General features: G+C 44.0%; 1 protein-coding gene. It reads right to left on the bottom strand.

The annotated features are described in order from the left end of the window. On the bottom strand, positions 1-1,076 hold a 1,076-nt coding region (locus SP90_RS16355), incomplete at its 3' end, for a calcium-binding protein (protein ID WP_269449376.1). Positions 1,077-1,160: the final 84 nt, after the last annotated feature.

The raw sequence follows: 1,160 nt of genomic DNA on the forward strand, positions 1-1,160 counted from the left end.
GCAGTGACAGCACCGCTTTCATTGTCGTAGATGACGTCGTGACCGTCGCCTTTGCTGTACTTGTAGGTATCAGCATTAGCTCCGGCATGAATTATGTCATTCCCTTTGCCGGCATCAATGGTATTTGTACCATCACCAGCCCAAATGGTATCGTTATCGTCACCTGCGTCTATAGTATCATTTCCAGAGCCAGAATGAATTTCATCTTCCCCAGTTCCACCCCATATGGAGTTGTCACCTTCACCAGCCCAAATGGTATCGTTGTCTGCTCCTCCGATTATGGCATCATTTGCAGAACCAGTTCGTATAGTGTCATTACCATTGCCACCTTGAACATGCTGATAGGCGCTTCCTGTGGTGGTAATAGTATCGTCCCCGTCTTCTCCGTTGATACTAGTTGAAGTATTATCTATCGTAATAGTATCATTACCGGCTCCTGCATATAGATTGCTGGCATCACCAGTAATAGTGTCGTCACCATCACCAGCATATACAGTATCATTACCTGTCGCAGTGATCGTATCGTTACCTGCACCTGCGTGAATGACGTCAGACCTGTTGCTTGTTGTGATTATGTCAGCGCCATCTAAGCCGACGACATCAAGGCGAGTGGTGTAAGCTGACCCGTCAAAAGAGTCATCATCGTTTGTAAGTGTGTGCGTAAAAAGCCCATTTTCCACATAGTATGTAGAAACCTGGCTAGCATTATAGCGATTTTCAATCAGGATTTTCTCTACAGCATGCTCAGGGTTAGTTGCAGCGTCTATGATGCGAATAGAGTCATCAGGGGAGTTTTTAAAAGTGATCAACAGGTCATTGCCGTCGATGGCGAATTGAAGATCATTGTACGCGATATCAGAGCTGAAACGTATTGCATCCAGAGTATGATCCGCAGTGACAGCACCGCTTTCATTGTCGTAGATGACGTCGTGACCGTCGCCTTTGCTGTACTTGTAGGTATCAGCATTACCTCCAGCATGGATTGTATCATTTCCTTTACCAGCATCAATTGTCGTGACCGTTTCATCGACGTTTATGACGTCATCACCAGGTGTACCTTGTTCTGTACTACTCATTGCAACTCCATAAAAATAATTAATTTTTAAATGTTATGACGTGTATTTTTTTCTAAAAAACAGCAGTGTTTTTTATATGCAAAA

It is taken from the genome of Halodesulfovibrio spirochaetisodalis (genome assembly GCF_001672295.1).
GTDB lineage: Bacteria > Desulfobacterota > Desulfovibrionia > Desulfovibrionales > Desulfovibrionaceae > Halodesulfovibrio > Halodesulfovibrio spirochaetisodalis.